The sequence below is a fragment of the Rhodanobacter sp. FW102-FHT14D06 genome (assembly GCF_043950705.1).
In the GTDB taxonomy this organism is placed as follows: Bacteria; Pseudomonadota; Gammaproteobacteria; order Xanthomonadales; family Rhodanobacteraceae; genus Rhodanobacter.
Map to the genome: position 1 here is coordinate 2,062,661 of NZ_CP170722.1, position 24,947 is coordinate 2,087,607.

The window sequence follows — 24,947 nt, forward strand, 5'->3', positions numbered from 1 at the left end:
CAGGAGGCGGGCGGCTTATGCTGGCCTCAGGTTTCGGGCGGCCGGGGGCAGCGCATCATGGCGAAAACGGAAGACCTATCCTTCGGGTATCTGCTCAACGACGTGACCTTGCTGTTTCGCAAGCATTTCGATCGGCGCGCGGTGAGATTCGGGCTGACCCGCGTGCAGTGGCGCGCCACCAAGATGTTGTACCACCGCGAGGGCTTGCGCCAGACCGAACTGGCCGAATCGCTGGAGATGGAGCCGATCGCGGTGGGCCGGGTGATCGACCGGCTGCAGGCCGCGGGCTTCGTCGAGCGCCGCGCCGATCCGCGCGACCGCCGCGCCTGGCGACTCTACGTCACCGACCGCGCACGCGTCGTCATCGGCGACATGGAGCTGATCGCGCGCGACCTGCGCAAGGATGCCACCGCGGGCATCGAGTACGCCGAACTCGAACACGCGCTGGGCGTGCTCAACCGGATCAAGGAAAACCTGCAGGCGCTGGATGCGGGCGAGAACCCGGGCGCCTCCGACTGATCCGCGCGATGTCATGTGCCATCGGTCCTGCACGGGTTGCCGGCGCGCGGGCGCAGAATGGAGCGTCGCCGGTACCGGGTGGGCCCCTGGCCCCCACGGCCGGGCAAAAGCATTGAATGTCGTGGTCAAGCCGCGTGTCGCCCACGCGCCGGTTGACCCGGCGTGGCCGGAGCGAGCATGCCGCAGAACAAATCCGGGAAACTGCTGCTGATGGCAGCTGCGCTGCTGCTCGCCGGTTTCGGGGCGCAGCAGTTCTGGCGCGGACGCGATGGCGCGGCGAGCGCGCAGGCGACCCCACCCGCCCAGGCCGTGCCGGTCAGGGTCGCCACGGCGCAGCGCGGCGACATCGATCTTTCGTTGAAGGTGATCGGCAGCGCGCAGGCGTGGTCCACGGTGACCGTGCAGTCGCGCGTCAGCGGCCAGTTGCAGGCGCTCTCGTTCAAGCCCGGCGGCCATGTCGCCAAGGGCGACACCATCATCCGCCTCGACCCCAGCCTGCTGCAGTCGCAGCTGGACGAGGCGAAGGGCAACCTGGCCCGCGACCAGGCGCAGTACGCCAACGCACAGGCCCTGCTGAAACGCTACGGCCCGCTGCTCAAGGACGGCTACGTGGCCAAATCGGCCTACGACGAGGCCAAGGCCAACGCCGGCCTGTATGCCGCCGCGATGAAGGCCGACCAGGCGGCGGTGGAACTGGCACGCACGCAACTGGGCTATGCCACGATCCGCGCGCCGTTCGACGGCATCGCCGGTGCGCCGCTGGTGTATCCCGGCGCGCAGGTCAGCGCCAACAGCACCGATCTGGTGGTGCTCAACCAGGTGCAGCCGATCCACATCCGTTTCGCCGTGCCCGAAGCCGAACTGGCCGGGCTCAAGGCCGCGCATGCCCGTGGTGCGGTGCCGGTGATCGTGCGCTTGCCGGGCAAGGCCGCGTCGATGCAGGCCACGCTGGACTTCATCGACAACGCGGTGGACGCCAGCACCGGCACGATCCAGCTCAAGGCCCGCTATGCGAATGAGGACGATGAGCTCACGCCCGGCCAGTTCGTCGAGATCACCCTGCCCACCACGCGGCTGACCCACGTGGTGACGGTACCCGCGGTGGCGCTGCAGAACTCGCCGCGCGGCAGCTTCGTGTTCGTGGTCGATGCGGGCGGCGTGGTGCACCAGCGAATGGTCACGATCGGCAGTGGCGCGGCCGACCGCGTGGTGGTCAGCAAGGGTCTGGACGGCGGCGAGCGGGTGGTCACCGATGGCCAGTTGCTGCTGGTCGACGGCGCGCGCGTGCGCGTGCTGAGCGGCGGTTGAGCGGGCCATGAACCTGCCTGCGCTGTGCATCCGCCGGCCGGTGATGACCGTGCTGCTGATGGTTGCCCTGGTGGTGTTCGGCGTGGTGGCTTATCCGAAGCTGCCGGTGAACGAGTTGCCGAACGTGGATTTCCCCACCATCTCGGTCAGCGCCAAGCTGCCCGGCGCCTCGCCGGAGACGATGGCCACCGCGGTGGCCACTCCGCTGGAGAACGAGTTCTCCACCATCGCCGGCATCTCCACGATGACGTCGACCAGCGCCTTGGGCTCGACCTCGATCACGCTGACCTTCGGCCTGGACCGCAACATCGACGCCGCCGCGCAGGACGTGCAGGCGGCGATCTCGGCGGCGCAACGGCAATTGCCCACGACCATGCCGACCCCGCCCACGTTCCGCAAGGTCAACCCGGCGGACAAGGCGATCCTGTATCTCACCCTGAGCTCGGACACCTTGCCGCTGTCGACGGTGAACGAGTACGGCGAGACCCAGCTGGCGCAGCGGCTGTCGATGGTCGACGGCGTGGCCCAGGTGAACGTGTTCGGCTCGCAGAAGTACGCGGTGCGCATCAGCGTGGATCCGAACAAGCTGGCCGCCAACGGCATCGGCATCGACACGCTGCAGCAGGCCATCGCCGACGCCAACGTCAACCTCGCCACCGGCTCGCTCAACGGCAGTCGGCAGTTGCTGCAGGTCAGTTCGGACGGCCAGCTGCAGCGCGCCGCGCCGTACAACGACATCGTGGTGGCCTATCGCAACGGCGCGCCGATCCGGCTGTCCGCGCTGGGCCACGCCAGCGACGGCGTGCAGAACGACCAGGTCGCCAGCTGGTTCGACGGCAAGCGCGCGATCGTGCTGGCGATCGACCGCCAGCCCGGCTCCAACACGGTGGCCACCGTGGACCGCATCCGCGAGGTGCTGCCGCAGTTCCAGGCCAGCCTGCCGCCGTCGGTCAAGCTCGGCGTGCTGTACGACCGCTCGGAATCGATCCGCCATTCGGTCGACGACGTGCAGTACACCCTGCTGCTGGCCGGCGTGCTGGTGATCCTGGTGATCTACCTGTTCCTCGGCAACGCCTCGGCCACGCTGATCCCGGCGCTGGCGCTGCCGGTCTCGGTGATCGGCACCTTCGGCGTGATGTACGCGCTGGGCTACAGCCTGGACAACCTCTCGCTGCTGGCGCTGACCCTGGTGGTCGGCTTCGTGGTGGACGACGCGATCGTGATGCTGGAGAACATCGTGCGCCACGTCGAGCAGGGCATGGAGCCGTACGAGGCGTCGCTGAAAGGTGCCGCGGAGATCGGCTTCACGATCTTCTCGATGACGATCTCGCTGGTGGCGGTGTTCCTGCCGGTGATGTTCATGGGCGGCATCGTGGGCCGGCTGTTCCACGAGTTCGCGGTGACCATCAGCACCGCGATCCTGATCTCCGGTTTCGTCTCGATCACCTTGACGCCGATGCTGTGCAGCCGCTTCATCAAGCATGGCGGGCACGCGGAGAAATCACGCGTGGTGCGCTGGTTCGACCAGGGCTTCAACCGCGTGCGCGACGGCTACAACCGCTCGCTGGCGTGGTCGGTGCAGCGCCCGCGCGTGGTGCTGGGGGTGTTCTTCGCCAGCCTGCTGGCCACCGCGGCGCTGTTCGTGCTGGTCGACAAGGATTTCATCCCGGCCGGCGACACCGGCCAGCTGATCGTCAACGTCGAAGGGCCCGACGACATCTCGATCACCGCGATGAAGGCGCGCCAGCAGGAACTGGCTGCGATCGTGGCGCAGGACCCGAACATCGACAGCTTCATGTCGTCGGTGGGCAGCGGCGGCTCGCGCGCGACCACCAACAACGGCACCATGTTCCTGCGCCTGAAACCCGCCTCCGAGCGCGCACTCGATCCGGCGCAGATCATCCAGGAGCTGCGGCAGAAGTTCGCCCGCATCCCCGGCATCCGCGCCTACATCCAGAACCCGCCGGCAATCCAGGTCGGCGGCCGGCAGTCCAAGGCGCAGTACCAATACACCTTGCAGTCGGTCGACCTGGATGCGCTGTACGCGGCGTCCGGCAAGGTGGAGCGCGCATTCGGCGCCTTGCCCGGTTTCCAGGACGTCACCAGCGACCTGGACCTCAACGGCCCGGCGATCGCGGTGCAGGTCGATCGCGCCCGGCTGGCGCCGCTGGGCCTCACCATGCGCCAGGTGCAGAAGGCGCTGGGTGCGGCGTTCGGCGCCAACCAGGTCTCCACCATCTACGGCTCGGCCACGCAGTACTGGGTGATCCTGCAGGTCGCCTACGCGCTGCAGGATGATCCGGCGGTGTTGTCGCAGCTGTACGTCACCTCCGGCAGCGGCGCGCTGGTGCCGCTCAGCGCGGTGGCCAGCTTCCAGCGCACGGCGCGCCCGCTCACGGTCAACCACCAGGGCCAGCTGCCCGCGGTGACGATCTCCTTCAACCTGGCGCCCGGGGTCAGCCTGAGCCAGGCGGTGAGCCGCATCGACGGCGCGATGGCGCAGTTGCACCTGCCGGCGACGATCACCGGCAGCGTGCAGGGCACCGCGCAGGCGTTCCAGGATTCGATGCAGGGCATGGGCCTGCTGCTGGTGCTGGCGGTGTTCGTGATCTACCTGGTGCTGGGCATCTTGTACGAGAGCTTCATCCACCCGCTGACGATCCTGTCCGGCCTGCCGGCCGCCGGCGTCGGTGCGCTGCTGACGCTGATGATCTTCCGCGCGCCGCTGGACCTGTTCTCCTTCGTCGGCATCGTGATGCTGATCGGCATCGTCAAGAAGAACGCGATCATGCTGATCGACTTCGCGCTGGAGCGGCAGCGCGTCGAGGGCATGGCGCCGATGCAGGCGATCGTCGAGGCCTGCCACGTGCGCTTCCGCCCGATCATGATGACCACCATGGCGGCATTCGCCGGCACCTTGCCGATCGCGCTGGGCATCGGCGCCGGCGCCTCGGCACGCCGACCGCTGGGCCTGGCCGTGGTCGGCGGCCTGCTGGTGTCGCAGGTGCTCACGCTGTACCTGACGCCGGTGATCTACCTGTACATGGATCGGCTGCAGCAGCGCTTCGGGCGAAAGCGCAAGGCGCCGCAACTGGCTGCCGACTGAGGAGCGGTCTCCCCCGCCGTTGCGGCGGGGGAACCAGGCATCATTCGCCGGTGCCGTCCTCGGCGAACGCACCCGGCGCCGAACCGAAGTCGCCATCGGCCTGTGCCGCCATGTACACCCACGCCGCGTAGACCGCCACGTTCTGCGCCAGGTCGGCCGGGTCGATCTTGTCCAGCGTGTCGTTGGCGGTGTGGTGCCAGTCGAAGTAGTGCGTGCCGTCCTGGGTCAGGCTCAGCGCGGCCATGCCGCGGGCGTGCATCTGCGACAGGTCCGAGCCGCCGCCGCCGGGGCGGCTGGCGTCGTAGGCCACGCCCAGCGGCGCCAGCACGCTGGCGATCTGTGCGATCGCGCCGCGCGCCTCGGGTTTCACGCTGGCGCTCATGCGCCAGATCCGGCCAGCGCCGAAATCCGAATCGGTACCGAGCTGGAACTTCGCCACCTCGCCGGCATGCTTCTGCGCATAGGCGCGCGAGCCCCACAGGCCCATTTCCTCGTTGGCGAAGGCGATCACGCGGATGGTGCGGTCGGGGCGCTGCGGCAGGTCGCGGATCAGCTTGGCCGCGGCCATGGTGATCGCGATGCCGGCGCCGTCGTCGATCGCGCCGGTGCCCGGGTCCCACGAATCGAGATGGCCGCCGATGGCCACTACCTGGTCCGGATGCTTGCGACCGGTGATCTCGCCGATCACGTTGGCGCCGGTGTATTCGCCGACGATGCCGCAATCCAGATCCATCCGCACCGTCACCGGCTTGCCGTAGGCGAGCACGCGATCGAGCTGGTCGGCATCGGGGTTGGACAGCGCGGCGGCGGGAATTGCCCGGGCTTTCGGGTCGCGGAAGCCGGTGACGCCGGTGTGTGCGATGCGCTGGTGCTCATCCGTACCGGCCGAGCGCAGCAGGTAGCCGGCGGCGCCCTTGGCCGCGGCGATCACCGCGCCAGTGGTGCGCACGGCCGAGCCCATGCCGTAGTCGTGGCCATCCTTCTGGCGATGCATGCGGTAGTCGACGTAGACGATGCGGTCCTTCACGCTGGCCGGGTCGGCCGCCTTGAGCGCGTCGAGGCTGTCGAACTTCACCACCTGCGCGGTGAGTCCGCCCGCAGGCGTGGCAGGCGAATAGCCCAGTGCGGTGAGCACCAGCGGCTGCGGAAACGGGGCCACGATGGCACCGCTCTCGCTGCGGCGCTGCCACAGCGGAAACGTCACCGGCTCGCTGTAGACCTTGTCGAAGCCCAGCTCCCTGAACTTCGCCAGCGCCCATTGGCGCGCGCGCAAGTCGGCTCCGCTGCCGGCCAGGCGCGGCCCCACCTCGGTGGTGAGCGAGGTCACCACGGCCATGGCGGTGCCGTCGTGCAGCGCCTGGTCGCGCAACTGTTCGGCCGTCTTTACGGCCGTGGCGGGAATCGTGGTGGCGGCGCTGGCGATGCCGCCGGCCAGCAGCAGGCCGGCAGCGAGCAAAGTGAGGGGGAGACGGCGCATCGGGGCACTCCGCGGAGGAAACCCCGATTATGGCGTGGCGGCCGGGTCGTGCTTAGGCCAGAAGTCATGGGCGGCGGCAGCGACCAGGGCCGCTACCGCCGGCGGGTCACGGCTGTCTGTTCTTCAGCAGGTCGCGAATCTCGGTGAGCAGGGCGACGTCGGCCGGCGGCGCGGCGGGCGCCTCCTCCTGCTTCCTCTGCATGCGGTTCATCGCCTTGATCACCATGAAGATCGCGAACGCGATGATGATGAAGGTGATGATGGTGTTGATGAAGCTGCCGTAGCTGATCGCCACCTCGGCAATCTTGTGTGCCGGATCGCTGTCGTCGGCCGGCTTGATCACCCACTTCAGTTTGGAGAAGTCGATGCCGCCGGTGATCCAGCCGATCGGCGGCATGATCACGTCGCTGACCAGCGAGCTGACGATCTTGCCGAACGCACCGCCGATGACGATACCGACGGCCATGTCCATCACGTTGCCGCGCATCGCGAACGCCTTGAATTCCTGCAGCATGCTCATGCGTTTCTCCCCGGGTTTTGCCAGATGGCAGGGGGGACTTTAGCGCAGCGTGAGGGCGCAGGACAGGCGGCGAAACGCGGTTTCAGACGATCTGTCCGGCCAGTTCGGCCACGCCGACCAGCTCGGCGTGAAAGCGGTCGCCGCGCTGGAGCGCCGCCACCCCGGCGGGCGTGCCGGTGAATACCAGGTCGCCGGGTTTCAGTTCGAACAACCGCGACAGCGCGGCGAGGATGTGCGGCACGTCGTGGATCATCTCGCCCAGGCGCGCCTGCTGGCGCAGCTCGTCGTTGACGTGCAGGCGCAGCACGGTATCCGCGTCGACGCTCGCCTGCGCCGCCGGGCGCAGCGCGGAGACCGGCGCGGAATGGTCGAATGCCTTGGCTACGTCCCACGGATGACCTTTCGCCTTGGCCTGCGCCTGCAGGTCGCGCCGGGTCAGGTCCAGCCCCACGCCGTAGCCCCACACCAGCGCGGCCGCGGCAGCCGGTTCAAGTTCGCGCCCGCCCGCGCCCAGCGCCACCACCATCTCCACTTCGTGGTGCAGGTCGGCGGTCGCCGTGGGGTAGGGCACGTCGGCGCCGTCGGCAACCACCGCATCGGCCGGCTTGCAGAAGAACATCGGCGCGGCCTTGTCCACCGTGGCACCCATTTCGCGCGCATGCTCGGCGTAGTTGCGGCCGATGCAGAACACCCGGCGGACCGGAAAGCGCTGGTCGCTGCCGATGACCGGCAGGCTGGGGATGGCGGGTGCGGCAAGGATGTAGTTCATGTCGGCAAGCGTAGCAAAGCCGGGCGGCGCAATGGCGGGGGAACCGCAGCAGGGCCGCTGCGACAGTGCTGCAGGGTGTCGATTCCACCCGACCTCGTTCGTCAATGCTTGATGGCGCCGGTCTCGGCACGGTGGCAGGTGACAGCTGTCACCAACGATGATTGATGCTGTGCCATGGCAGGGCGCAGCCACGTCGTCCATGCTGGAAGTCGTCACTGGGCAGCCGTAAAAGACGGGGATGGATGTGGATAACGATGAACTGTTGAAAGAACTGCGCATCGAACGCCACCAGCGCGAGGACCATGGTGATGGTCGTGGCCGCTGGCCATGGATCGCCGGAGGGCTGATTGCGGTGCTGGTGCTGCTCGGTGGCGCGGGCTGGATGCTGCTCGGGCATCGTGCGGTGGCCGTGCAGACGGCCACTGCGGTCGCGCCCACGGCCAACAGCGAAGCCGGCGCGGTGCTGCAGGCCACCGGCTACGTCACCGCGCGGCGGCAGGCCACGGTGTCGGCGCAGATCACCGGCACGCTGACCGCCGTATTGATCGAGGAAGGCGATCACGTGACGCAAGGCCAGGTGCTGGCCCGGCTGGACGACAGCGGCTACAAGGCCAACCTGGCGGCCGCGCGGGCGCAGGCGGACGCGGCCCATGCACTGGTCGCGCAGAACCGGGCGCAGCTGGCGCAGAGCGTGCACGATGCGGCGCGGCTGCAGTCGCTGGCCGCCCGCGGCCTGGTGTCGAAACAGAGTGCCGAACAGGCACAGACCCAGGTCAACAGCCTGCGTGCCCAGCTGGATTCGCAGCGGCAGCAGGCCAGGTCCGCCGACGCGCAGGCCCATGTGGCGAAGGTGAACTTCGACTACACCGTGGTACGCGCGCCGTTCAGCGGCGTGGTCACCACCAAGGACGCGCAGGTGGGCGAGATCATCTCGCCGCTTTCCGCCGGCGGCGGCTTCACCCGCACCGGCGTGGGCACCATCGTCGACATGGGTTCGCTGGAGGTCGACGTCGACGTCAACGAGGCGTACATCGGCCGCGTGAAGCCGGGCATGTCGGCCGAAGCGGTGCTGGATGCGTATCCGGACTGGCGCATTCCTGCCCACGTGGTCGCCATCGTGCCCACCGCGGATCGTGGCAAGGCCACCATCAAGGTGCGCGTGGCGCTGGAAAGGAAGGATGCGCGCGTGGTGCCGGACATGGGCGCGCGGGTGTCATTCCTGGAAGAAAAGCAAAGCGCCAGCGCGCCGCTGCCGCAGGGCGTGCTGGTGCCGGCCACTGCAGTCGCGCGGCGCGATGGCCGCAGCGTGGTGTTCGTGGTCGACGGCGAGGCGGTGCGCCAGCGCACGGTGAGCCCGGCGGCGCAGGCCTATGGCGAGTTCCGCCTGTTGCCGGCCGCGGTGAAGCCGGGCGACAGCGTGGTGGTTTCGCCGCCGGCCGAACTGCACGATGGCTCGGCCGTCCAGACGAAGAAGCCGTAATTCGATTCACAACTCCTGCAAGCATGTTCACTGGAGATCCACCATGGGCGCATTGATCGAGATCCACGACCTTGCCAAGACCTACACGCGCGGCAAGCAGAAAGTCGAAGTGCTGCACCACGTCAACCTGGACATCGCCGAAGGCGATTTCCTGGCGCTGATGGGGCCATCGGGCTCCGGCAAGACCACCTTGCTCAACCTGATCGGCGGGCTCGACACGCCCAGCGCCGGCAGCATCCGCGTGGGCGGCCAGCGCATCGACCAGCTCGGCGGCGGCGCGCTGGCGAAATGGCGCGCCTCGAACGTGGGCTTCATCTTCCAGTTCTACAACCTGATGCCGATGCTCTCGGCCCAGCGCAACGTCGAGTTGCCGCTGCTGCTGACGAAGCTTTCGGCCGCACAGCGCAAGAAGAACGCGGCCATCGCGCTGCAACTGGTCGGCCTTTCCGACCGCGCCAGCCACAAGCCGAGCGAATTGTCCGGTGGCCAGCAGCAGCGCGTGGCGATCGCACGCGCGATCGTTTCCGACCCGGCCCTGCTGGTCTGCGACGAGCCGACCGGCGATCTCGACCGCCAATCCGCCGAGGACGTGCTCGGCCTGCTGCAGCAGCTCAACCGCGAACACGGCAAGACCATCGTGATGGTCACGCACGACCCGAAGGCGGCCGAATACGCCAGCCACACGCTGCATCTGGACAAGGGCACACTGGTCGAACAGGCCGCGGCGTGAGGAGACGGCGATGAAATACTTTCATCTGATCTGGGCTGCGCTGTTCCGGCGCAAGACCCGCACGATACTCACCCTGGTGTCGATCATTGCCGCGTTCCTGCTGTTCGGCATGCTTGACGCCGTGCGCACCGGGTTCGACCAGGCCGGCAACAGCGCCAACGGCGCCGAGCGGCTGCAGACCGGCTCGCGGCTGTCCTTCATCCAGACCCTGCCGCAGTCGCTGGAGGCGCGGATCGCCCAGGTGCCGGGCGTGAAGATGGTCACCTATGCGAACTGGTTCGGCGGCGCCTACCAGGACCCGCACAACCAGGTCTTCAGCTTCGCGGTGGAACCTAACTACCTCGACCTCTATCCGGAGATGGAAGTGAGTCCGGCCGAGCGCAAGGCGTTCGAGACCACCCGCACCGGCGCGCTGGTCGGCGAAAAACTGGCCCAGCGGTTCCACTGGAAGGTGGGCGACAAGATCCCGATGCAGTCGACCATCTTTCCCAACCATGAAGGCAGCAAGAACTGGACCTTCGACATCGTCGGCATCCTGCATTCGAAGGACAAGAAGTCCGGCGGCTTCTACGACCAGATGTTCCTGCTGAACTGGAAGTATTTCGACGAGACCACGCCATACAACCGCGGCCAGGTTGGCTGGTACGTCACGCGCGTCACCGATGTGAACCAGGCTGATCGCGTGGCCAAGGCGATCGATGCCATCTCGGCCAACTCCGATCACGAGACGCGCACGCAGACCGAAGCCGCCGCCACCGCATCGTGGATGAAGCAGCTGGCCGATATCGGCCTGATCGTCACCTCGATCATGGGCGCGGTGTTCTTCACCCTGCTGCTGCTGTCGGGCAACACCATGATGCAGGCCGTGCGCGAACGGACGTCCGAACTGGCGGTGCTGAAGACGATCGGCTTCTCCAGCCGCAGCGTGCTGGCGATGGTGCTGGCCGAATCGGTGCTGCTGTTGCTGCTCGGCGGCGTGCTGGGTCTGGCGCTGGCGATGCTGGTGGTCGGTGGCGTGCATGCGGCGATGGGCGGCGCGATTCCGATGGCGCCGGTGGATGCCGGCATCTGGCTGCGCGGCTTGTTGTTGATGATCGCCGCCGGCCTGCTGGTCGGTGCCTTGCCCGCGATGCGCGCGATGCGCCTGAACATCGTCGACGCATTGGCTGGCCGCTGAGGAGAACGACCATGTTCCTGCATTCCCTGATGTTGTTTTTCTCCGCACTCACCGTGTTTTCGGTCGTGTTGCTCGCCGTGTGGATGCTGTTCGCCCGCCAGGGCAGGCAGGCCATCTCGGTCACCGCGGTCGGCATCGGCACGCTGCGCCAGCGGCTTGGCATGTCGTCGGTGATCGTGATCGGCATCGCCGGCGTGGTGGCGGTGCTGGTGGCATTGCTGGCGATGAGCGATGGCTATCGCGAGACGCTGAGCAAGACCGGCAGCACGGATACGGCCATCGTGATGCGCGGCGCATCCGCCTCCGAGGTGATGTCGGTGCTCGACCATGACAGCGTGACGCTGATCCCGCAGACCGCCGGCATCGCCAAGGACGCCAAGGGCCAGCCGATCGCCTCGCCCGAGCTGGTGGTGGCCGCGAACCTGCCGATCAAGGGTGGCCAGCCGGACGAAGAGGGCAGCGTGCAACTGCGCGGCGTCAGCGACCAGGCCTGGGCGGTGCGGCCGAACCTGAAGATCGTCGAGGGCCGCAAGTTCACCCCAGGCATGCGCGAGCTCATCGTCGGCAAGGGCGCCGCGCGGCAATTCGCCGGGCTGGAGCCAGGCCATCAGGTCCGTCTCGGCAGCCAGCTGTGGACCGTGGTCGGCGTGTTTGCTTCCGGCGACTCGATGGATTCGGAAGTGTGGGGCGATGCCGGCGTCGTGGCCGATACCTACCGCCGTGGCAGCAGCCGCGCATCGGTCACCGTGAAGCTGGCCGATCCTGGCGCATTCGATGCCTTCAAGGCCACGCTGGAAGCGAATCCGCAATTGAAGGTGGACGTCAGCACCACGCTCGACTATTTCAGCAAGCAGTCCGAAGGCATGAGCAGCTTCCTGACCATCATCGGCATCGTGGTCGGCTCGATCATGGCGATCGGCGCGATCTTCGGTGCGCTCAACTGCATGTTCGCCGCGGTCGCGGCACGGGCGCGCGAGATCGCCACGCTGCGGGCGATCGGCTTCCGCGGGCTGCCGGTGGTGGTGGCGGTGATGCTCGAAACCATGTTGCTTGCGCTGCTCGGCGGCCTGATCGGCGGCTTGCTGGCGTGGCTGGTGTTCAACGGCTACAGCGCGTCCACACTCGCGGCCGGTTCGGTCGGCAAGCTCAGTTTCGAGCTCAAGGTCTCCGCCGAACTGCTGTGGGTGGGGCTGTTGTGGGCGCTTACCATCGGCTTCATCGGCGGACTGTTCCCCGCGGTCCGCGCGGCGCGATTGCCGGTGACCACGGCGTTGCGCGAGCTATAGCGTCGATGGCGGGAGCGCATGGCGCGCTCCCGCCCTGCCGGCTACGGCATCACCGGCGGCACGTAGTCCAGCGTCATGCCCAGCAGCCACAGCATGCCCAGCACCAGCGGCACGTGCACCACCAGTTGCACGAAGGTGTAGCCGACCACGTCGCGCGCTTTCAGCCCCAGCACGCCGAGCAGCGGCAGCATCCAGAACGGGTTGATCAGGTTGGGCAGCGCCTCGGCCGCGTTGTATACCTGCACCGCCCAGCCCAGGTGCACGTGCAGGTCGTTCGCCGCCTGCATCACGTACGGCGCCTCGACCAGCCACTTGCCGCCACCGGAGGGCACGAAGAAGCCGAGGATCGCCGAGTACGCGCCCATCACCGCGGGGAAGCTTTCCTGCCCGGCAACGTGCACGAACAGGTTCGACAACCGGTGCGCCAGGGTGGAGCCGTCGGCGCCGGGCACGTGGGTGAGCAGGGCGGCGATGCCGCCGTACAGCGGGAACTGGATCAGCACGCCGGCGGTGCTCGGCACGGCGCGATGCACCGCGTCGAGGAAGCTGCGCGGGCGCCAGTGCAGCAGGAGCCCTGCGGTCAGGAACAGGAAGTTGTAGGTATTGAGGTTGGCGATCGCGGTCACCGCCGGCTTGGTCGCGAACTCGTGGCCCAGCCAGCCCAGCCCCAGCAGGCCGATCGCCAGCGCCAGCAGCGGGCTGTATTCCAGCCATTCGCCGGGGCGCGTGCGCGGCGGCAACGCGGGCGTCGAGCTTTCGCCGATGTCGAAATCCTTCGAGGTGCGCGCGTTCGCATCCGACGGCGCGGTGAACCAGCACACCAGCAGCGACACCACGATCAGCACCGCGGTCAGCACGATCGACTGCCACAGGAAGATGGTCTGGCTGAAGGGCAGCACGCCGGTGATCGCCAGCAGGCCCGGCGGCATGCTGGCCGGGTTCGCCTGCAACTGCGCCGCCGACGAGGACAACCCCATCGCCCAGATCGCGCCCAGGCCGAGATACGCCGCCGCACCCGCCGCGCGGTAATCCATGTGCAGCTCGTCGCGCCGCGCCAGCGCGCGCACCAGCAGCCCGCCGAACACCAGCGAGAAACCCCAGGAAAGCAGCGACGCGAGCATGCTTACAAACGCGACGTACACGATCGCGCCGCGTCCGGTGCGCGGCGCGCGCGCCAGCACGTCGATGAAGCGCGCCACCACCGGCGCAGTGGCCAGCACGTAGCCGCCGATCACCACGAAGGCCATCTGCATGGTGAACGGGATCAGGCTCCAGAAGCCGTCGCCGAAGGCGTTGACCGTGGCCACGGGCGCGGCGCCGAATGCGAACGCGGCCAGCGCCACCAGCACCACGCCCAGCGCCGCGAACACCCAGGCATCGGGGAACCAGCGCTCCGCCCACGCCGCGCTGCGCAGGGCAGCGCGCGCCATCCAGCCGTCTTGCGATGCGTTCATGCCGTTCTCCGCCGTGGTCGGGTCATCGTCGCGCCGCGGCAGCCGTGCCGGCAAGCCGACCATGGTCGAGCGCACCATCAGGGGTAGGAGCCCGCTTGCGGGCGATGCTCTTGGGGCAGGGATTCGGGATTCGCCAGAGCAGGAGCATCGCCCGCGAGCGGGCTTCTACGGTTTCGCCACGCGCCGTGTCCTGGCGAGCGTGATCACCGCCACGCCGGCCAGGATGATCGCCATGCCGGCCAGGTCGAACGGTCCCACGTGCTCGCCGGCCAGCAGCACGCCGAACAGCACGGCCACCGGCGGGTTGACGTAGGCGTAGCTGGTGGCCAGCGCCGGGCGCGCGTGCTTGAGCACGTACAGGTAGGCGCTGAACGCGATGATCGAACCGAACACCGCCAGGTAGACCAGTGCCAGCGTGGCGCGGGTGCTCGGGTGTGCGGGCAGGTGCTCGCCACTGGCGAAGCCCACGACGAGCAGGGCGAGGCTGGCGCACAGCATCTGCGCGGCGGTGTTCATCGGGCCGGGCGGCATCGTCTGGCGTCGGCTCCACACCGAGCCGAACGCCCATGCCGCCGCGGCCAGCAGCAGGGCGGCCGCGCCCAGCGACGAGCCTGCCAGGCTGCTGCCCAGGTTGAGCACGATCACGCCGGCGAAGCCGATCGCCAGGCCGATCGACTCGCGCCGGTGCGGCCACTCGCCGTACATGCCGGAAAACAGCGCCGCGAACAGCGGCATGCTGGCCACCGCCACCGCGGCGATGCCCGAGCTCACCCGTTCTTCGGCGAAGCACACCAGTCCGTTGCCCATGCCGAGCAGCAGCAGGCCGGTGATTGCCGCGTTGCGCCACTGCAGCGGTGTCGGCGGCGCCATCCCGCGCCAGCGCAGGAAGCCGTACAGCGCGATGCCGGCGCCGAGGAAGCGCACGCCGGCGAGCAGGAACGGCGGGTAGCTTTCCAGCGCGAAACGGATGCCCAGATAGGTCGAACCCCAGATCACGTACAGCGCGAACAACCCCAGCGGGATCAGGACGCGGGGATCGGTCAGGCGGCGCGGCGCGTCGGCCGCGAGGGAGGCGGGGATCTCGGACATGGGGAAGGATCGGGTGGGGGAGCCGCATTATCCCCGTGCCGCGGGTAAGCGCGCACGTGCGCCTCAATGCGTGACGGGACGCCCCTGGCGGATCACCCGGAACTCGCCTTCCAGCACCGCCGGCTGGGGTTTCGCCGAGCCCTGGGTCGGCACGCCGGCGGGTGCCTGCGCCTGCTTCCACTGGCGAATCGCCAGCACGATCACGCCGCCGATCAGCAGCACGCCGGCCACCACCAGGCCGAACACCAGCAGCACGCCGATCACGGCCAGACCCAGCAGCAGCGACAGGAAGCGCGCCAGCGGATGGCGTGGGCGACGCATGGAATGCAGGTAGAGGCGCATGTGTTAAAAACTCGTGTGGTAAAATCAACGACTTACGCTACCACGATGGGGCCTCGCGAACCGCGAGGCAAGTGCCGATGGATACAGTGAACGAGACCGGATCGTCGCAGGCGCATGCCGTATGCGCACTGGAGCAGGTACCCGATGGCGGCGCCACCGCGGTGGACGCGATGCTGGCCGATGGCGAGGAGAGCCTGATCCTGCTGCGCCGGGGCGAGCAGGTCAACGGCTATCTCAACATCTGTCCGCATGCCGGCAACCGGCTCGACTACGCGCCGGGCAAGTTCCTGCTGAAGAACGCCAGCCTGATCTGCGCGGTGCACGGCGCGGTGTTCAACCAGGCCGACGGCCTGTGCACCGGTGGTCCCTGCCGCGGCCAGTCGCTGCGCGCCGTGCCGCTGCGGGTGGTCGACGGCTTCATCTGCCTCGATCCCGCCGCGCTGCCCTGAAGTTCGCCGACTCCCGAATCCCGGCTGCTCAGCGGAACATCAGGTTCACCATCAGCAGCGTCGCCACCAGCATCAGAACCGTCAGCGGCGCGCCGACGCGCAGGAAATCCTTGCCCTTGTAGCCACCGGGGCCGGTGACCATCATCAGCGCGGGGTGGCCGGCGCTGATCAGGAAGGTGTTGGAGGAGGACACCGCCACGATCAGCGCATAGGCCGCCGGATTGGCGCCGGTGGCTACCGCCACGCTGATCGCCACCGGCACCATCATCACGGTGGCGCCCACGTTGGACATCACCTGGGCAAAGAGCAGGGTGAGCAACGCCACGCACAGTTGCAGCACCCACGGCGCGACGCCGCCAAGATGCGTCAACACCAGCTGCGCAAGCCAGGCGGCGGTGCCGGTGGCGTCCATCGACCAGCCCAGCGGGATCAGGCAGGCGACCACGAAGATCGTCTTCCAGTTGATCGCCTTGTACGCCTCGTCCATGTTCAGCACGCCGGTCAGCAGCATCGCGATCGCACCGGCCATCATCGACAGCGACAGGTCGAGCGGAGTGAACAGCGCCAACCCCTGCGCCATCAGGAAGAAACCCACCGCCTGCCAGATCTTGCCGGGGCGCTGCTCCTCCTTGGGGATGTCGGTGACCACGACCAGGTCCTTGTCCTCGGCGGCCAGCGCCAGGTCGCGCCAGTTGCTGTGCAGCACCACCGTGTCGCCGGCGCGCAGGCTGACCCCGCGCACGTCGTCGCGGAACACCTGGTCGCCGCGGGTAATCGCCAGCACCGAGATGCCGAAGCGCTTGCGCAGGCGCAGGTCGGCCACGGTCTGCTTGATGAAGCGCGACACCGGCGGAATCACCACTTCGGAAATGCCCGCGCGGGTGGGGTTGAACAATTCGCCCAACTGACGCATGCGGGTGGACAGCCGGCACAGCTGGTTGTTGGCGAACCGGTTCAACTGCTCGCGCGGGCCGAGCACGCCGAGTACCGAGCCGACCCAGATCACGTGATCGGCCGGCGGCGCCATGCGTGACTCGTTGCCGCTCTTGATCGCCAGGATCAATGGCGCCTGGTGCAGCGCTTCGGCCTCGCCGATGCTCATGCCCACCAGCGGGCTTTCCGCGGTGACGGTGAGCTCGGCGGTCTCGCCGCCGATGCCGTAGGTCTCGGCGAAGTAGCTTTCGGTGCGCCCGGGGGTCACCTTCAGGCGTTCGTCCTCGTGCCCGGGCAACAGCTTGTGTCCGAAGAAATAGAAATAGGCCACGCCCACCGCGGCCAGCACCAGGCCTATCGGCGTGACACTGAACAGGCCGAACTTGGGGATCGTGTGCGCGCCCGGCGGCAGGTTGAGGTTGGCGCTGGCGATCAGGTCGTTGAGGATGATCAGCGGCGAGTTCGCGATCAACGTGGTGTTGGTGGCGGTGAAAATGCAGAACGCCATCGGCAGCAGCAGCCGCGAGATGGGTACGCCGGTGCGCGCGGCGAGTCGGCTGCTGATGGGGATCATCAGGGCCGCCAGCGCCTGGCTGGGGATCACCGCGCTGAACAGGCTGGCCACCACGTTGATGACCAGGCTCAGGCGCGATTCCACGCCGTTGGCCATGCGCATCATGACGCGCGCGGTATAGGTGAGCACGCCGGCGCGATCCAGGCCTTCGCCCATGATCATGATGGCGATGATCGAGATCACCGCGTTGCCGGCGAAGCCGTCGAACACCTTGTCCGCGGGAATCAGCCCGATCAGGCCGATGGCCACCACCACCAGCAGCGCCACCATGTCGGCGCGGATCCAGTCCAGCACCAGCATCAGCATGGTGAAGCCCGCCAGGCCCAGCACCAGGATCATTTCCGGGGTGAGCGACAGGCCCATCAGCGCAGGTCTCGCGGGGGCGACGCGCGCAAGTGGTCAGGCGATGGCAGTGGAAGCTTCACGCTGCGACGATTCGTCCCTGGATGGATCGCTTGAGTATAAGCGGGCCCGCGCGCGAGCTGGTGAATCGGAGGGCAAGAGCGGCACAGGGAGGATGCGGCGCGGCGGCATGGGCGTACCGATTCTGGCTCCTCCCCCTGCTGGCAGAGGGAGGCTGGGAACACCGACGCCGGGTGCCGCCTTGGGTACTTCCTGCGCCGCCGCCACCTGGCCGGCCACGAGTTCCGCTGACAACAAATATCCGCTGGCCGGCCACAGCGCGGATCTCGTCTGCATCCCGGCGCGCCTGTTGCACTTCCTCCCTCGCGAAGCAGGGGAGGGTTGGGGTGGGGTCAAGCCTTTCGGTACAGCAGATCCCGCACCCCGTGCCCCAGCTTCAAGCCACGCCGTTCGAAGTGTGTCTCGATGCGCCACTCGGGTTTGTCGGCGTATGCGCCGGGGGCGATGGCGTTGCGCCAGCCGGGCGCGGCTTCCATCACCTCCAGCATGTGCTCGGCATAGGGCTGCCAGTCGGTGGCCAGGTGCAGCAGGCCATCGGAGGCCATGCGCGAGGCGAGCAGGGCGACGAATCCGGGTTGGATCAGGCGGCGCTTGTGATGGCGCTTCTTGTGCCAGGGGTCGGGGAACCAGATGCGCGCCTCGGCCAGCGTCGCGGGGGCGATTTCGTGCTCCAGCACCTCGACCGCGTCGTGCTTGTAGATGCGCACGTTGTCGGCGTCGCGCGCGGCCAGTGCGTTCATCAGGCGGCCGACGCCGGGCCCGTGCACTTCCACGCCGAGATAGTCGCGCGCCGGGTCGTGCTCGCTGGCCCAGGCCAGCGCCTCGCCGTTGCCGAAGCCGATTTCCAGCACGCGTGGCGCATGGCGGCCGAAGCTGGCGTCCAGGTTCCGCGGGGTGCCGGCGTAGTCCAGGCCATAGCGCGACCACAAGGTGTCGAAGGCGCGCTGCTGCGCCGGGGTCATGCGCCCCTCGCGCAGCACGAAGCTGCGGATGCGGCGCAGGTGCGCCGGCAGGTTGTCGGTGTCGCCAGCGGTCATGCGAGGGTCCAGGGGCCAGCAGGTGGCCGGCGCCACGAGGCCGCCGGCAGGAGCGGGCGAAGGCGCGCGCCCGCCGCGGGCGGCAGACTTTAGCAGGTCGGCGCGGGCGGGCTTTCCATCGCCCGTCGTGGCCGTCATCGGATCAGCTCAGCGCTGGTGATCCTTGCGGGGGTCGGCTTGCCGCAAGCGTTGCGCGTCGGCGCGCGCCGGCGGCGGCGCCTCGCGCCGCGGCGGCGGCGTGTAGCGCGGTGTCGGCGCGGGCGGCGGCGCTTGTCGCTGCATCGGCTGCGGCCGTGGTTGCTCGCGCGTGAACGTGGGGCGGGCGATCTCGCGCGGTTGTTCGCGATTGAAGGTCGGGCGGGCGATCTCGCGCGGTTGTTCGCGATTGAAGGTCGGGCGGGCGATCTCGCGCGGTTGTTCGCGATTGAAGGTCGGGCGGGCGACTTCGCGCGGTTGCTCACGCTCGAAGTTGGGGCGGCTCATCTGCGCACGCTCGATGCGCGGCTCGGGGCGCGCGCGCGGCGGGTTGTCCACCGACTCCGGCATGCGGGCGCGGCGTTCCGGCATGGCCTGCCCGTCGGCATCGGCGCGGCGGATCGGCGCCACCCGCGGCAGCGAGGGTTCGCTGCGCGCGGCCGGGCTGATGTAGCTGACCCCGGGTCGCGGCATCGCCGCCGATTCATCGCGCCGACGCTCCTGCGGGTGGGCGTAGCGTGCCGAGCGCAGTTCCTCGCGCGGCATCGGCGTGGCGCGGTTCACGCGCTCGGGTACCGGCAGCGTGGCGGCGTCGTCCGCGCGGCGCGCCGGCAGCCGGGGCCGATCGGCAACCGCCGTCGCGGACATCTCGGCGCGGCGGGGATTCAGCACGCGCACATTCGATACCGGTCGCGGCTGCACTCGCCCGTCGCCTGGCCGGTGGGCGAGCTCGGCGGCCACCATGGGCGGCGCGCGGCGGGCGACCACCTCGCGCTGGAAGCCGCCGGTGGGCAGCTGGCGCACGTGCCCGCTGCGCTGGTCGATCGCGTTGCGCGGCAGCGGACGGATCATGTCGACGCCACGCGGTGCCACCCGGGTCGACGCCAGCCGGGCCGGATCGAGCTTGACCTGGTGGCGCTGCACGCCGGCACCGGCGGCAAACTCGCGTGCCGACATCGCGGTAATGCCTCGCGGCGCGTAGCGGTTGGCGTAGTGCTCGTCGAATGGCCGGTTGTTGCGGTAGCGGTCGTAATGGCTGGCGACGCGATCGTCGACGATCACGCGGGTGATGTGCTGGGTCACGCGGATGTTGTTGACGTTGACCCGGCGGTAATAGTCGCGATCGCAGCGGTACCACGGGTTGTAGACCTCGCCCGGGCCGAGCGGGAACCAGCCGACCGGACCACTGCCGATGCCCACCGAGAAACCGCCGCCGCCGATGAAGGCGACCAGTGCCGGTGCGTAGATCGGCCGCGCGTAACGCGGCCCGGGGATCCAGCCCCAGCCGCGATGGGTGTGCGCCCAGCGGCCGTAGTGGTACGGCGCGTAGCCCCAGGGCATGGCGTCGATCCAGGTCCAGCCCCACGGCGCGATGTAGGCCCAGTGGCCGTCACGGTACGGCGCCCAGCCCACGGCGACGTTGCTCGGATACCACACGGCGCCGTAGTCGCTGTCGTCCTGCCATTCGCCGTACTGGTCCAGGTCCTGGTAGCCGACCACCTCGGGCGAGACGTACTGGCCGCTGCGCGACTGCGCATAGCGCTGGTCGCGCTGGTCCACCCAGGCGTCGAAATCGTCGCCGCCGTCGATGTCGCTGATCGCGATGGCGGCCAGGTCGGAGTCGACGAAGCGGTAGCTGCGCCCGGCGAACACGTCGCGCTGCGTGTTGTTCTCGCCGTACACGGTGGCCTTGCCGTCGAACACGGTGACGCGGGTGGCGCCGCGGTCGATATCCACGCGTACGCGGCCGGGCCGGTCGATCACCAGCGCCACCGTCGGCGTGTCGATCTCGTAGCTCTGGCCCTGCTCGAGCTGGCGCACACTGAGGCTCAGCGTGCCTTGGGTCAGTTCGATCTGCGCCAGTTGCTCGTCCAGGTCGAGCAGGCCCATGTCGGTGCGCTGGTCGAGCCGCAGCGTGGCGCCGCCCAGTTCCAGCTCGGCGCGCGCGTCGTCGCCGCTGGAGAGCTTGTCGCCGGTGGTCAGCGGGCGGTTGACGCTGGCGTCGCTCCAGTCGCGGGCACCGGCCGGCAGCAGGCCGAGGTCGCCGCTGGACCATGACAGCCGCGCCACCCGGCTCGGCGGCGCGTAGCCGTCGTCGCCAGCGGCCGTCTGCGCATGGGCGGCGCCGATGCCGGCGAGCAGCAGGCCGAGCGCGAGCAACACGGCATGTCGCGAAGGTGAAGCGAACAGTCTGGCCAAGATCCGCATGACGGTCTCCCCTGTGAACGGTGGGCGCCGGTGCCCGATGCGGGGGCGCATCGGCGGTCGCGTGTGGATTATGTGCATGGACAACGTTAGGCCAACCTTAGGCGCAGACGCGGCGACCGCTGCCGGTTCAGCCGCCGGCCATTCGCGGTTAAGCCGCCATTGGGCCGCGCCGGCAGTTCCAAAGCACGCGGCGCACGGGTTACCATGCGCCGACCCACCGGCGGGTGTAGCTCAATGGTAGAGCTGTAGCTTCCCAAGCTACTGACGAGGGTTCGATTCCCTTCACCCGCTCCAGTTTGAGCAGATATGGCTCGCAAAGCCTTGTCTAGACTCATTCTTAGGCAAGAAACGAAAACCGAAACGACCGTCCCTGGGTATCGTTTTAGGTATCGTTTTCATGCCAAAACCCCTGTTTCTGGACCGTCCCGCCGGGCTCTACGTCCGCTTCCGGGTGCCCACAGATTTGCGTTTCATCGTGGGTGCCCGATTCGTAGTGCGTCCGCTGCGGTTGCCCTTGGGTGATCAGGCTCGGCTCGCCGCTGCCTGCATGGGTGTGGCACTCTCCCAAGCATTCCAACGTTTACGGCAGGGGGATGCGGTGGACATCAAGAAGGCATTGGAAGCCGCTCGAAGCGGAATGGATCTGATGGTGGGAGTGGTCGAACTTCCCAACGGCGTTATTTTCCGGGATGTCCGGGTGGATACCCCCGAGGACGAGCGCCAGCTCAAATCCTTGATGGAGGTGTCTCGGGTTAGAGCGCAGCCACCGGCAAAGCCAAAATCCGGCAAAGAGGAGTTGCTCTCCCATCAGACGGACGTGCACTTGGCTGACTTGACCCGTGCTGGACGTGCTGGGAAAACGGCGCTGGAAAGTCGTCATTCGTTGACGCTGCTCCTGGGCATTGTGGGCGACCGGTCGGTGGCCGCCATCACGGGGGATCATTACCGGCTGTTTTTCGATGAAGTCGCGCACTGGCCCAAGCACGCCTCACTGAGGCCGGAATATGCCGGGATGGACGTTCAAGCGATTATCGCCAAGTCCAAGGCGCAGGGTGAGCCGACGCCCGCACAGGCCACGCTCAACAAACACCACCAGCGGTTATCGGCGTTCTTCAACTGGCTCAAGAAGAACAAGCTCATCACCGACAACCCGCTTCTGGGCTTGGTCAGGCAGAAGAAAGACGATGCCGAAGAAGAAACCGGACGGCCTTTTACCCAAAGCGAGTTGAACAACGTCTTCCAGCCCGCCGCGTTCGAGGCTTGGGCTCAGGAGCATCCGCACCGGTGGTGGGTGCCGATGTTGGGGCTCCATTCCGGCGCGCGCGTTAACGAGTTGAGCCAGCTGTATGTGGACGACATCGAAACGGTGGCAGGCGTGCCGGGGTATCACATCAACAAGCGGTTCACCGGTCAGAAGATCAAGACCAATGCGTCGCGGCGTTTCGTGCCGCTGGCGCAGCCCTTGTTGGACGTGGGGTTCCTGACCTATGTCGAGGACATCCGGAAGGCGGGGCATCAACGCCTGTTCCCCCACCTGCCGAACAATGACGGCAATGGCTTCGGCAAGCAGATGAGCAAGCAGTTTGCGGCCTACATCAAAAAGCGGGGCGTGAATGAGGAAGGTTTGGGCATGCATGCGTTCCGCCATACCTTGGCGACCCGCTTGGATCGTGCCGGCGTATCGGAAAGCACCATCGCCCGGATTACCGGGCACCAGGCCAGTGGCGGCATCCTGCCGAAGTTCTACATCGACGCCCCAACCTTGCCTGAGCGCGTGACAGCCTTGGCGAAGTTTCAATCGGGTGTGGTCCTGCCGACCTATGAGAGGGGCCAGTTCAATGCCGCTTTGAAAGAAGCGCACGAGCTTCCCGCCAAGTGGGCGGCGGAGAAGAGCAAGCGGGAACGGAAGGCGAAGGGGAAGAAGGTATCTGTTCGGCCGCGCTAGGAGGACGACGTTCAGCACCAAGCATCACCCCGCTAATGGCCTAAATTCGGGCTTCAGGGAATCCAAAGGGGATAGTCGTGAAGATCACTCCGGTCACCACTGCGGCGGCTGTCCGCAAGCGACTCTTGAAGCTCATTGACGAGTGTAAAAGCTTTCATTGGGCAACGGCATGGGCGAGCGAATCGGATGTTCTCGATGCCGCCCTTGCGTCAGACAAGATGACTTTCATGGTCATCGGCACACACCAATACTTCACCGCGCCCGAAGTCCTTGACCAGTGTTTGGATATCCACGAAGTCAGGGTGATGCATCCGAATGGGGGTTCTACCCCGATTCCGCGGACACTTTCACTAAGCCCCATACTGGGCCAGAGGAGTGTTCATGTCCAAGCGCAAGCGTTACAGCCCTGAGTACAAACAAGAGATCGTCGAACTGGTTCGGCGGTCGAAGTCGAGCTGCCGCCAGGTCGCCCTGGAGGTCGGCGTCAATCCGAACATGCTGACCCGCTGGGTTCGGGAGGCCGAGGCGGGAGGCGGCAAAGCTTTCCCCGGGGGTGGTACCCCGCGTGACGAGGAGCTCGCTCGCCTTAAGCGCGAACTGGCACGGGTCACGAAGGAACGGGATTTTTTAAAAGACGCGGCAGCGTACTTCGCGAAGCAATCACCGAACGGTACGCGGTGATTGAGCGCTGCCGCAGCGACTATCCCGTCGGGATGATGTGCCGCTGCCTAGAGGTTTCAACGAGTGGTTTCTACGCTTGGGTCGGGCGCAAGCCGGGCCCGCGTGCGCGGGCCAACGCGGGCCTGCTGGAGCGCATCCGGGAGATCCACGAGGACAGCAAGGGCGTGATCGGCGCCCCACGCATGCAAGAGGACCTGGTCGATGAGGGCATGCATGCCAGCGTCAATCGGGTGGCTCGCCTGATGGCCCGCGCTGGCCTGCAGGGCTGGCCACGGCGGACCAAGCGTCGCTTCGGCGGCAAGCCGGGCGCCCGGCCCGTGGGGATCGAGAACCGGCTGGAACGGGACTTCCACGCCAGCGAGCCGGAGACCAAGTGGGTCACGGACATCACCGAGGTCGTGACGCAGGAAGGCAAGCTATATCTGTGCGTCGTGGTCGATCTGTACAGCAAGCTCGTCGTGGGCTGGTCGATGCATCACCGCCAGGATCGCCACATGGTCGTGCGGGCGGTGCAGATGGCGGTGTGGCAGCGGCAGGAAAGCTCGGAGGTCATCCTGCACTCCGATCGCGGTGGCCAGTTCATCAGCGGCACGTATCAGAAGTTCCTGGGCGGGAACGCCTTGGTGAGCAGCATGAGTGCGGTCGGCCACTGCGCCGACAACGCAGCCTGCGAGGGCTTCTTCGGGATGCTCAAAAGAGAGCGGGTGCACCATCGCTGCTACCGGACTCGCGACGAGGCGCGGGCCGATCTGTTCGATTACCTCGAGCGGTTCCACAACCCGCGCATGCGTCGTAGAGTTGCCCGGCGCGACCGGGAGTTTTCAGCCTTAATCAAACCGTCCGTGGAAACGGGGTAGAACCCTAGGGCGGATCAGGCCCATTGGTCCTGTGCCTGCGGAAACGGACTTGGCCGCTTTCTCAAGATTTGAGATCAACGGCCGGCAGCATGGGTTGGGTGGAAAGCCTATGGGGGATGCCTGTGTCGTATGAAAACAAGATGTATCTGCGCTTGGCGCTGCCTGGTTTGGCTGCCGCGGGTGTGACCTGTCTTCTCATCTGGATGACCAGCACCTTTGCTGGCATTGCTATCACGCCGGGTGGGCCACCACTCTTGCCTGACGTGTCCGGCTACGTGGCTCTGGCTGGTGTGGCCGTGTGCTTAGTCGCGTTCGGAATCCAGATGTTCAGGCTGTGGCGGTGGGCACGCGGAGAGGCGGCGGCGTGTTTCGTCTGTGGCTGCTTACT

Annotated in this window: 20 protein-coding genes and 1 tRNA gene; 12 read left to right on the top strand and 9 right to left on the bottom strand. The window is 67.6% G+C overall.

From position 1 onward, the window contains the following. Window positions 1-57 precede the first annotated feature (57 nt). From ACFCQI_RS09325 to ACFCQI_RS09335, 3 genes are all read left to right on the top strand, one after another. On the top strand, window positions 58-519 hold the full coding sequence (locus tag ACFCQI_RS09325) for a MarR family winged helix-turn-helix transcriptional regulator (RefSeq protein WP_395116007.1): 462 nt from the start codon (window positions 58-60) through the stop codon (window positions 517-519). A 177-nt stretch (window positions 520-696) separates the two neighbouring features. Continuing rightward, window positions 697-1,827 (top strand): efflux RND transporter periplasmic adaptor subunit, encoded by a 1,131-nt coding sequence (locus ACFCQI_RS09330; protein WP_395116009.1) that lies wholly within the window; start codon window positions 697-699, stop codon window positions 1,825-1,827. Window positions 1,828-1,834: 7 nt separating this feature from the next. Next, window positions 1,835-4,933, top strand: coding sequence for an efflux RND transporter permease subunit (locus ACFCQI_RS09335; RefSeq protein WP_395116011.1), 3,099 nt, complete (start codon window positions 1,835-1,837; stop codon window positions 4,931-4,933). Window positions 4,934-4,973: 40 nt separating this feature from the next. Here the strand turns inward: ACFCQI_RS09335 and ACFCQI_RS09340 are convergent, their stop codons facing one another. The 3 genes from ACFCQI_RS09340 to ACFCQI_RS09350 all read right to left on the bottom strand — a co-directional run bounded on the left by ACFCQI_RS09340 (window position 4,974) and on the right by ACFCQI_RS09350 (window position 7,699). Then, window positions 4,974-6,410 (bottom strand): M20/M25/M40 family metallo-hydrolase, encoded by a 1,437-nt coding sequence (locus ACFCQI_RS09340; protein ID WP_395116013.1) that lies wholly within the window; start codon window positions 6,408-6,410, stop codon window positions 4,974-4,976. A gap of 106 nt (window positions 6,411-6,516) precedes the next feature. Beyond that, a complete protein-coding gene (gene mscL, locus ACFCQI_RS09345) occupies window positions 6,517-6,930 on the bottom strand; it encodes a large-conductance mechanosensitive channel protein MscL (RefSeq protein ID WP_395116015.1) in 414 nt (137 codons plus the stop codon). Window positions 6,931-7,012: 82 nt separating this feature from the next. Beyond that, a complete protein-coding gene (locus ACFCQI_RS09350) occupies window positions 7,013-7,699 on the bottom strand; it encodes a fumarylacetoacetate hydrolase family protein (protein ID WP_395116017.1) in 687 nt (228 codons plus the stop codon). Window positions 7,700-7,937: 238 nt separating this feature from the next. On the opposite strand from ACFCQI_RS09350, the gene ACFCQI_RS09355 reads away from it, so the two are divergent. The 4 genes from ACFCQI_RS09355 to ACFCQI_RS09370 are packed head-to-tail and all read left to right on the top strand — an operon-like array spanning window position 7,938 to window position 12,372. Next, on the top strand, window positions 7,938-9,179 hold the full coding sequence (locus tag ACFCQI_RS09355) for an efflux RND transporter periplasmic adaptor subunit (RefSeq protein WP_395116019.1): 1,242 nt from the start codon (window positions 7,938-7,940) through the stop codon (window positions 9,177-9,179). A gap of 43 nt (window positions 9,180-9,222) precedes the next feature. Then, window positions 9,223-9,909: an ABC transporter ATP-binding protein gene (locus ACFCQI_RS09360; RefSeq protein ID WP_395116021.1), complete on the top strand. Its 687-nt coding sequence runs from the start codon at window positions 9,223-9,225 to the stop codon at window positions 9,907-9,909. A gap of 10 nt (window positions 9,910-9,919) precedes the next feature. Continuing rightward, window positions 9,920-11,086, top strand: coding sequence for an ABC transporter permease (locus ACFCQI_RS09365; RefSeq protein ID WP_395116023.1), 1,167 nt, complete (start codon window positions 9,920-9,922; stop codon window positions 11,084-11,086). A gap of 11 nt (window positions 11,087-11,097) precedes the next feature. Beyond that, a complete protein-coding gene (locus ACFCQI_RS09370) occupies window positions 11,098-12,372 on the top strand; it encodes an ABC transporter permease (RefSeq protein ID WP_395116025.1) in 1,275 nt (424 codons plus the stop codon). Window positions 12,373-12,413: 41 nt separating this feature from the next. Here ACFCQI_RS09370 and ACFCQI_RS09375 read toward each other — a convergent pair whose 3' ends face one another. The 3 genes from ACFCQI_RS09375 to ACFCQI_RS09385 all read right to left on the bottom strand — a co-directional run bounded on the left by ACFCQI_RS09375 (window position 12,414) and on the right by ACFCQI_RS09385 (window position 15,257). After that, window positions 12,414-13,802, bottom strand: coding sequence for a short-chain fatty acid transporter (locus ACFCQI_RS09375; RefSeq protein WP_395121322.1), 1,389 nt, complete (start codon window positions 13,800-13,802; stop codon window positions 12,414-12,416). Window positions 13,803-13,991: 189 nt separating this feature from the next. Then, complete coding sequence (yedA, locus tag ACFCQI_RS09380; protein WP_395116027.1) at window positions 13,992-14,915, bottom strand: drug/metabolite exporter YedA; 924 nt, start codon at window positions 14,913-14,915, stop codon at window positions 13,992-13,994. 63 nt (window positions 14,916-14,978) lie between these two features. Beyond that, complete coding sequence (locus ACFCQI_RS09385) at window positions 14,979-15,257, bottom strand: hypothetical protein (RefSeq protein WP_395116029.1); 279 nt, start codon at window positions 15,255-15,257, stop codon at window positions 14,979-14,981. A 77-nt stretch (window positions 15,258-15,334) separates the two neighbouring features. Between ACFCQI_RS09385 and ACFCQI_RS09390 the strand changes: the two genes are divergently transcribed. Continuing rightward, entirely contained in the window at window positions 15,335-15,706 is a 372-nt protein-coding gene (locus ACFCQI_RS09390) for a Rieske (2Fe-2S) protein (RefSeq protein WP_395116031.1), read from the top strand. Between the two features lie 28 nt (window positions 15,707-15,734). Here ACFCQI_RS09390 and ACFCQI_RS09395 read toward each other — a convergent pair whose 3' ends face one another. From ACFCQI_RS09395 to ACFCQI_RS09405, 3 genes are all read right to left on the bottom strand, one after another. Beyond that, window positions 15,735-17,576, bottom strand: coding sequence for an SLC13 family permease (locus tag ACFCQI_RS09395; protein ID WP_395116033.1), 1,842 nt, complete (start codon window positions 17,574-17,576; stop codon window positions 15,735-15,737). Between the two features lie 392 nt (window positions 17,577-17,968). Beyond that, a complete protein-coding gene (gene trmB, locus ACFCQI_RS09400) occupies window positions 17,969-18,673 on the bottom strand; it encodes a tRNA (guanosine(46)-N7)-methyltransferase TrmB (RefSeq protein ID WP_395116035.1) in 705 nt (234 codons plus the stop codon). A 147-nt stretch (window positions 18,674-18,820) separates the two neighbouring features. After that, complete coding sequence (locus tag ACFCQI_RS09405; protein WP_395116037.1) at window positions 18,821-21,031, bottom strand: DUF6600 domain-containing protein; 2,211 nt, start codon at window positions 21,029-21,031, stop codon at window positions 18,821-18,823. Window positions 21,032-21,296: 265 nt separating this feature from the next. Here ACFCQI_RS09405 and ACFCQI_RS09410 point away from each other — a divergent pair. The 4 genes from ACFCQI_RS09410 (at window position 21,297) to ACFCQI_RS09425 (ending at window position 24,559) form a co-directional block, all read left to right on the top strand. Further along, window positions 21,297-21,370: transfer RNA gene (locus ACFCQI_RS09410), tRNA-Gly, on the top strand. A gap of 103 nt (window positions 21,371-21,473) precedes the next feature. After that, window positions 21,474-23,021, top strand: coding sequence for a tyrosine-type recombinase/integrase (locus ACFCQI_RS09415; protein WP_395116039.1), 1,548 nt, complete (start codon window positions 21,474-21,476; stop codon window positions 23,019-23,021). Window positions 23,022-23,098: 77 nt separating this feature from the next. Continuing rightward, the gene (locus tag ACFCQI_RS09420) at window positions 23,099-23,431 is read left to right on the top strand and encodes a hypothetical protein (RefSeq protein ID WP_395116041.1); all 333 of its coding nucleotides are present in this window, start codon (window positions 23,099-23,101) and stop codon (window positions 23,429-23,431) included. Beyond that, a protein-coding gene (locus ACFCQI_RS09425) for an IS3 family transposase (RefSeq protein ID WP_395116043.1) occupies window positions 23,403-24,559 on the top strand; the annotation gives its coding sequence in 2 pieces (ribosomal slippage) (window positions 23,403-23,652 and window positions 23,652-24,559; 1,158 coding nt in all). The genes ACFCQI_RS09420 and ACFCQI_RS09425 overlap by 29 nt, the downstream gene beginning before the upstream one ends. Window positions 24,560-24,947: the final 388 nt, after the last annotated feature.